The 6,266-nt window shown below is 65.6% G+C and carries 7 protein-coding genes; 3 read left to right on the top strand and 4 right to left on the bottom strand.

Annotation, left to right across the window (positions count from 1 at the left end; genetic code table 11):
• Together BGO16_RS06230 and ubiE are read right to left on the bottom strand one after the other, a co-directional pair.
• Positions 1–1,156 (bottom strand): AarF/UbiB family protein (locus BGO16_RS06230; RefSeq protein ID WP_292617727.1); only part of this gene is annotated, 1,156 nt, incomplete at its 3' end.
• Positions 1,153–1,914, bottom strand: coding sequence for a bifunctional demethylmenaquinone methyltransferase/2-methoxy-6-polyprenyl-1,4-benzoquinol methylase UbiE (gene ubiE, locus BGO16_RS06225; RefSeq protein ID WP_292617726.1), 762 nt, complete (start codon positions 1,912–1,914; stop codon positions 1,153–1,155). The genes ubiE and BGO16_RS06230, both read right to left, overlap by 4 nt.
• Positions 1,915–2,037: 123 nt before the next feature.
• On the opposite strand from ubiE, the gene BGO16_RS06220 reads away from it, so the two are divergent.
• Together BGO16_RS06220 and mutM are read left to right on the top strand one after the other, a co-directional pair.
• Positions 2,038–2,424, top strand: a complete 387-nt coding sequence (locus BGO16_RS06220) for a glyoxalase superfamily protein (protein ID WP_292617725.1) — start codon at positions 2,038–2,040, stop codon at positions 2,422–2,424.
• A gap of 33 nt (positions 2,425–2,457) precedes the next feature.
• Entirely contained in the window at positions 2,458–3,339 is an 882-nt protein-coding gene (gene mutM / locus BGO16_RS06215; RefSeq protein ID WP_292617724.1) for a bifunctional DNA-formamidopyrimidine glycosylase/DNA-(apurinic or apyrimidinic site) lyase, read from the top strand.
• A 164-nt stretch (positions 3,340–3,503) separates the two neighbouring features.
• On the opposite strand, the gene BGO16_RS06210 is transcribed toward mutM, so the two are convergent.
• On the bottom strand, positions 3,504–4,847 hold the full coding sequence (locus tag BGO16_RS06210; RefSeq protein WP_292617723.1) for a serine protease: 1,344 nt from the start codon (positions 4,845–4,847) through the stop codon (positions 3,504–3,506).
• Between the two features lie 220 nt (positions 4,848–5,067).
• On the opposite strand from BGO16_RS06210, the gene moeB reads away from it, so the two are divergent.
• Entirely contained in the window at positions 5,068–5,868 is an 801-nt protein-coding gene (moeB, locus tag BGO16_RS06205; RefSeq protein WP_292617722.1) for a molybdopterin-synthase adenylyltransferase MoeB, read from the top strand.
• Between the two features lie 57 nt (positions 5,869–5,925).
• Here the strand turns inward: moeB and BGO16_RS06200 are convergent.
• A partial coding sequence (locus tag BGO16_RS06200) for an NAD(P)-dependent oxidoreductase (RefSeq protein WP_292617721.1) occupies positions 5,926–6,266 on the bottom strand: 341 nt, incomplete at its 5' end.

Below are 6,266 nucleotides of genomic sequence, written 5' to 3'. Positions count from 1 at the left end.
CCTCGAGCAGCAGCGTCAAGAGCTTGGCCATCGAGATTTCCTCGGCGGTGCGATTGTGGATCGGCTCGCCGATGGCGCGGATGGCCTGCGCGAAATTCTCCACCGAGTGATGGCTCGGCACATAGCCGGCCTCGAAGTGCACCTCGGCGACGCGGCGATAGTCGCGCGTGATGAAGCCGAGCAGGATTTCGGCGAGGAAGCGCCGCTCTTTCAGCCCCAGCCGTCCCATGATGCCGAAGTCCACGGCGACCAGCCGGCCCGACTTGTCGAGGAACAGGTTGCCGGGATGCATGTCGGCATGAAAAAAGCCGTCGCGCAGCGCGTGGCGCAGGAAGCTCTGGATCACCTTGCGGCCGAGTTCGGGCAGGTCGACATGCGATTGCGCAAGGCGCGCATGATCGTTCAGCGCGATGCCGTCGATCCACTCCATCGTCAGCACGTTGTGGGTGGTGCGGTCCCAGTCGACGGTGGGGACGCGGAAGTCGGGATCGTCGCGGGTGTTCTCCGCCATCTCCGACAGCGCGGCCGCTTCCAGCCGCAGGTCCATTTCCATCGCCACGGAGCGCGACATGGTGTTGATGACTTCGACCAGGCGCAGCCGCCGCGCTTCGGCGGAGTGCGCTTCGGCCTTGTTGGCGACGAAGAAGAAATCGGAGAGGTCGCGGCGAAAGCGTGAGGCGACGTTGGGCCGCAGCACCTTGACCGCAACCTGCTTGCGGACGCCGTCCTTCTCGACCTCGCCACGGTGCACTTGCGCGATCGAGGCCGCCGCCACCGCCGGTCCGAAACTTGTGAAGGCTTGCGCCACCGGCTTTTCCAGCGCGGCCGCGACCACGGCTTCGGCCTCTGCTTGCGCAAACGGCGGCAGGCGGTCCTGCAGGCTTTCCAGGTCGCGCGCCATCACCACGCCGACGACGTCGGGCCGCGTGGCGAGGAACTGTCCGAGCTTGAGATAGGCCGGCCCGAGCCGGGTCAGCGCCCGCGACAGCCGCGGTCCGGATTTCGCGCCGCGGCGTTCGATCAGGCGGGCCATGCGCAGCGCGAGTTGTCCGGGCGGCGGCACCAGCGACGGATCGACCACGCCGAACACGCCCTCGCGCGCGAACACGAACGCGGCACGCGCCAGCCGCGCGGCATGGGTCAATGCGGAGATCACAAACGCCAGCCCGAATGCAGCGCGACGATGCCGCCGGAGAGAACCTGCCAGTTGACCCGCGCAAAGCCGGCGTCGCGGATCATGTCCGCGAAGGCGTTCGGCTTGGGAAACTTGCGGATCGATTCCACAAGGTACTGATAGGAGCCGGCATCGCCGGTGACGGCGCGGCCGAGCGGCGGGATTACCTTGAAGGAAAACAGGTCGTAGATCTTCTCGAGGCCGGGCACGTCAACCGTCGAGAATTCGAGGCAGAGAAACCGGCTGCCCGGCCTCAGCACCCGAAACGCCTCGCGCAGCGCGGCATCGATGCGCGGCACATTGCGGATTCCGAACGCGATGGTGTAGGCGTCGAAACTGCGGTCTGCGAACGCCAATGTTTCGGCGTTGCCTTCGACGAACGACACCCGATCATCGAGATGCGCCTTGACCGCGCGCTCGCGGCCCACGGCGAGCATGTCCGGATTGATGTCGCAGACCGTGGCCCGGAATCCGTCTCCCGCGGCCTTTACCGCACGGAAGGCGATATCGCCGGTCCCGCCGGCGACGTCGAGCAGCGCGAACGAGGCATCGCCGCGCGGCGGGTTCAGCGCCGTGATCATCACGTCCTTCCAGACGCGGTGCAGCCCGCCCGACATCAGATCGTTCATCAGGTCATAGCGCCGCGCCACGCTGTGGAACACGTCGTTCACCAGCGGTTGCTTGTCCTCCACGGGGACGTCCCTGAAGCCGAAATGCGTCGTCTGATCCTTTCCATCCATGCCCGTGCTCTCCATGCTACGGACCATAGCCTGCCATGCTGCGTTGCGCTACAAGCGAGCTCCATCTGAAGATGGATCGCCGTTCGAGAGTGGTTAACCGGCGACATCAGGAGGGAAGCGCCGATGCCCCCACAGTTCGCCAAAACGACTCCGATCCTGCGGATGTTCGATGTCCGCAAGGCGCGGGAGTTCTACCTCGATTTTCTAGGCTTCAAGGTCGATTTCGAGCACCGGTTCGAGCCGGATCTGCCGCTCTACATGGGGATATCGCTCGGCTCGGCGGTGCTGCATCTCAGCGAACATCATGGAAGCTGCTCGCCCGGCGCGCGGATCATCATCGAGACGACGGGGCTTGCGGATTATCAGGCCGGGCTGCTCGCCAAGAGCTACGGCTACGCGCGGCCCGGATTGGAGCATCAGCCCTGGGGCGCCACCACGATGACGGTGACCGATCCGTTCTACAATGCGCTGGTGTTCAGCGAGGAAGAAGCCGAGACCGCGACGGCTTGAGACGCCGGGCGATCACACAAATCGAGCGAAGCCGTGCCCGAACTTCCCGAAGTCGAAACCGTGCGCCGCGGCTTGCAGCCGGCGATGGAGGGAATGACCATCGTGCGCGCCGAGACCCGGCGCAAGGACCTGCGGTTTCCGTTCCAGGCCGATTTCGTCGCCCGGCTGGAAGGTCAGGCCGTGACCGGGCTCGGGCGGCGCGCGAAATATTTGCTGGCCGATCTCGCGTCCGGCGACGTGCTGCTGATGCATCTGGGCATGTCCGGCTCGTTCCGCGTGATCGATGCGGCGGGAGCTGCGGCTCCGGGCGATTTTCACCATCGGCGCAACGAGGCTCGCGCCCACGATCATGTGAGGTTTACGATGTCGTCCGGCGCCGAGATCGTGTTCAACGATCCCCGCCGCTTCGGCTATATGAAGGTCATCGCCCGCCGCGGGCTCGACGACGAGCCGCTGCTGAAAGGACTAGGGCCCGAGCCGCTCGGCAACGCATTCGACGCGGCGATGCTGGCGCACTCGTGCCGCGACAAGAAAACCAGCCTGAAGGCCGCGCTGCTCGACCAGCGCGTGGTCGCGGGGCTCGGCAATATCTATGTCTGCGAGGCGCTGTTTCGCGCGCATCTGTCGCCGCGACGTCTCGCCGCGACGCTGGCCCTGAGAACGGGCGCGCCGACCGAGCGCGCCGTCCGGCTGGTCGAGGCCATACACGATGTGCTCAACCAGGCAATCAAGGCCGGCGGCTCCTCCTTGCGCGACCACCGGCAGACTTCCGGCGAACTCGGCTACTTCCAGCATTCGTTCCAGGTCTACGATCGCGAGGGCGACAAGTGCCCCACCCCCGGATGCAAGGGCACGGTGAAGCGCTTCACCCAGAACGGACGCTCGACGTTCTGGTGCCCGAGTTGTCAGACGTAGCGCCTGCGTACGGCACAAATCCGCGCCGTCATGACCCGATGCGCCATTGCGCATCTGAGGGCGCGCGAAGCCCGGAATACATAATTCTGTTTGGTTATGGATTCCGGATAGCCGCTTATGCGGCTTCCGGAATAACTTCAGATATTTTTGACCGATGGGATCATCTACTTCCGCACGCAGATCACGCGGACCACCGCAGCTTTCGCGTCGGACGATTGACTAGCAGACGGCGTCACGCTGTTGGCTTTCAGGAAAGCCCGCACGGTCTCGGCCGGAGCGAGCACGGCCTGCGCGGCGGGCGCCGAAGGCCCTGCAACCGTGGCCGGCTTCAACAGCACGAGACCCGCGAACTTTCCGTTTGCGTCGAGCGCGGCAGCGCCGGAAAAGCCGGGCGGGGGCGCCGGAGACAGCGCCGGTTCGCTGCCGCCTCCCTGTGTGACCGATGCCTTGACGCGGCTCACCGCGGAGCCGCCGCCCTGGTTCTGCGGGTCGGTGATGCCGACAAGTTCGAGGCTGCCCTTGGCCGGGCCGCCATCGAGCGCGATCGGCTTTAATCCATGCGCGCCGTAGATGCGCAGCAGCGCGAGGCCGTGATCCTTGTCTCTGGCGATTTTGTCGGCGTTGCCGTGGCCTGCGACGACAATCGATTTGCACTCATCGGTGACGTCAGTGCCGGTGACGATCGCGCCATCGCTGCTCACGACCACGCCCGTCCCGTACTCCACGGCCTTGCGCGGCGGCGGACCATCCGCGGGAAACGGATCGAATGCGCTCGACATCGCGATCACCACGGGCTCCATGATGCCTTCGGTGGCCTGATCGTAGAGGATGGTCAGGACGCGCGCTTCGCTGTCCCGAAGCTGGCCGCGCACGTAGAATTTCTTCAGGCCCTGCATGCCCGACAGCACGAAGAAATCCGGCTTGACCGTGCTGTAATCGAGCTTGCGTCCGGCCGGTTCCTTTCGCTCGGACTCGGCGAGTTTCGCGGTGGTGAGGCCGGCATCGTTGCGGCGCGTCAGCCGGATCCGGATCGTGCCGGTCGCTGAACTCCATGTCGTGCCGTCGCCGTCGCTCGACTGCTGCGGCACCAGTCGCGCCGGCAGGCCGAGCCGGGCGCCGGTTGCGGTATCGGTGACGATCTTCCAGCCGGCATTGCTCCGCGTCTTCCGCGCGGCGGCAGTGAGCGCGCCGCGCTCCTGCGGGTTGAGCACGCCGGTCTGCTTGCCGCCCTGATCTCTCTGGAATGTCTTGATCGCCGCGATCAGCCGGTCGCTGACCTCGCCATTGATGAGGCCGTTATAGTGACCGGTCCATGCCAGGTCGGACTGCAGCGCCTGCCGCTCCGCCTGCGCCATCGCGCTCGCGGTGTCGGCCGGAGTCTGCACCGCGGGGCGGGCCGACGGCTGCGGCTTTGTCACGGCGCGTCCATGAGTGGCGGCGGGCTGCGCCTCGGCGGAAATCGCGGTGGTCACGATCATCAATGCCGCGGCGATCGGCGTCGCTCGCATGACAGCTTTCGTCTCCGTTGAAACGGCGCTAGAGTCTTTCACCGTTTCATGGAAACGATGAAAGACTCTAGCGTCTTGGTCTGACGCGTTTTCTTCACGCGAACCGGATTCCACTTCGCTCGAAAACGCTATATTGAAACACATCCGCGTGGCCGGTAACAGCGGCGATCGGGTTCAGGCCTGTGCGGCGCTGGATCGAAATACGAGAACGACAGGGACGATGCTGAGCGCCGACGAACTTGAACGCTATGCCCGCCACATCGTGATGCGCGAGGTCGGCGGCCCCGGCCAGAACGCATTGCGCAACGCGCGCGTGCTGATGATCGGAGCCGGGGGCCTCGGCGCGCCGGCGCTGATGTATCTGGCCGCGGCCGGCATCGGCACGCTCGGCGTGATCGACGACGACGTGGTGACGCTGTCGAATCTGCAACGCCAGATCATTCACGCGACGCCGGACATCGGCAGTCCCAAGGTCGCAAGCGCCGCGGACAAGATCCGCGCGCTCAACCCGCACGTCGCATTCCGCGCCCATCACATGCGGCTGGATGCGGCGAACGCGCTGCCGCTGCTGGCGGACTATGACCTTGTCGCCGACGGCTCCGACAATTTCGCCACGCGCTATCTGGTGGCGGATGCCTGCTTTCTGGCGAAGAAGCCGCTGGTGACCGCCGCGCTGGGGGTGTTCGACGGCACGTTGACGACGATCCGCGCCCATGAAAAAAATGCCGAGGGCGAGCTCAACCCGACTTACCGTTGCCTGTTTCCGGAGCCGCCGCCGGATGGCACGGTGCCGAGCTGCCAGCAGGCCGGAATCATCGGCGCGCTGGCCGGCGTGCTCGGCTCGATGACGGCGCTCGAGGTCATTCGCGAGATCGTCGGATTCGGCGAGGGACTGGTCGGACGGCTGCTGATGGTGGACGCGCGCGCGATGCGGTTCGAAACGCTGCACTACCGGCGCGATCCGTCGAACCCGCTCAACGGCGATCACCCGACCATCACCGATTTGAGCGCCTATCGCTGACGCCGAAACCCTCTCCCGCAAGGGGGTGAAACGGTGGACGCTATGCGCCTCAATGTCTCACAACATGCTCGGCAATACGCGATCCGGCGGCTTGTGGGCGTCGAGGAAGGTGCGGATGTTGATGATGACCTTCTCGCCCATCTCGACGCGGCCTTCGATGGTGGCCGAGCCCATATGCGGCAGCAGCACGACCTTGCCGGCCTTGGCGAGGCGGACCAGCCGCGGATTGACCGCGGGTTCGTGCTCGAACACGTCGAGCGCCGCGCCTGCGATCTCGCCGGCCTCGATCAGCTTGGTCAGCGTATCCTCGTCGATGACCGTGCCGCGCGCGGTGTTGACGATGTAGGCGTCCTTGCGGATCAGCTTGAGGCGGCGCGCCGACAACAGATGGAAGGTGG

Origin of the sequence: Nitrobacter sp. 62-23, assembly GCF_001897285.1 — a bacterium.
GTDB lineage: Bacteria > Pseudomonadota > Alphaproteobacteria > Rhizobiales > Xanthobacteraceae > Nitrobacter.
Note: the sequence above shows the minus strand (reverse complement) of the source record. Positions and strands in the feature narration are given on the sequence as shown.

Coding starts and splice junctions, on each gene's coding strand:
- ubiE (WP_292617726.1), bottom strand. CDS start 1,914: ATGGATGGAAAGGATCAGACGACGCATTTCGGCTTCAGGGACGTCCCC.
- BGO16_RS06220 (WP_292617725.1), top strand. CDS start 2,038: ATGCCCCCACAGTTCGCCAAAACGACTCCGATCCTGCGGATGTTCGAT.
- BGO16_RS06210 (WP_292617723.1), bottom strand. CDS start 4,847: ATGCGAGCGACGCCGATCGCCGCGGCATTGATGATCGTGACCACCGCG.
- moeB (WP_292617722.1), top strand. CDS start 5,068: ATGCTGAGCGCCGACGAACTTGAACGCTATGCCCGCCACATCGTGATG.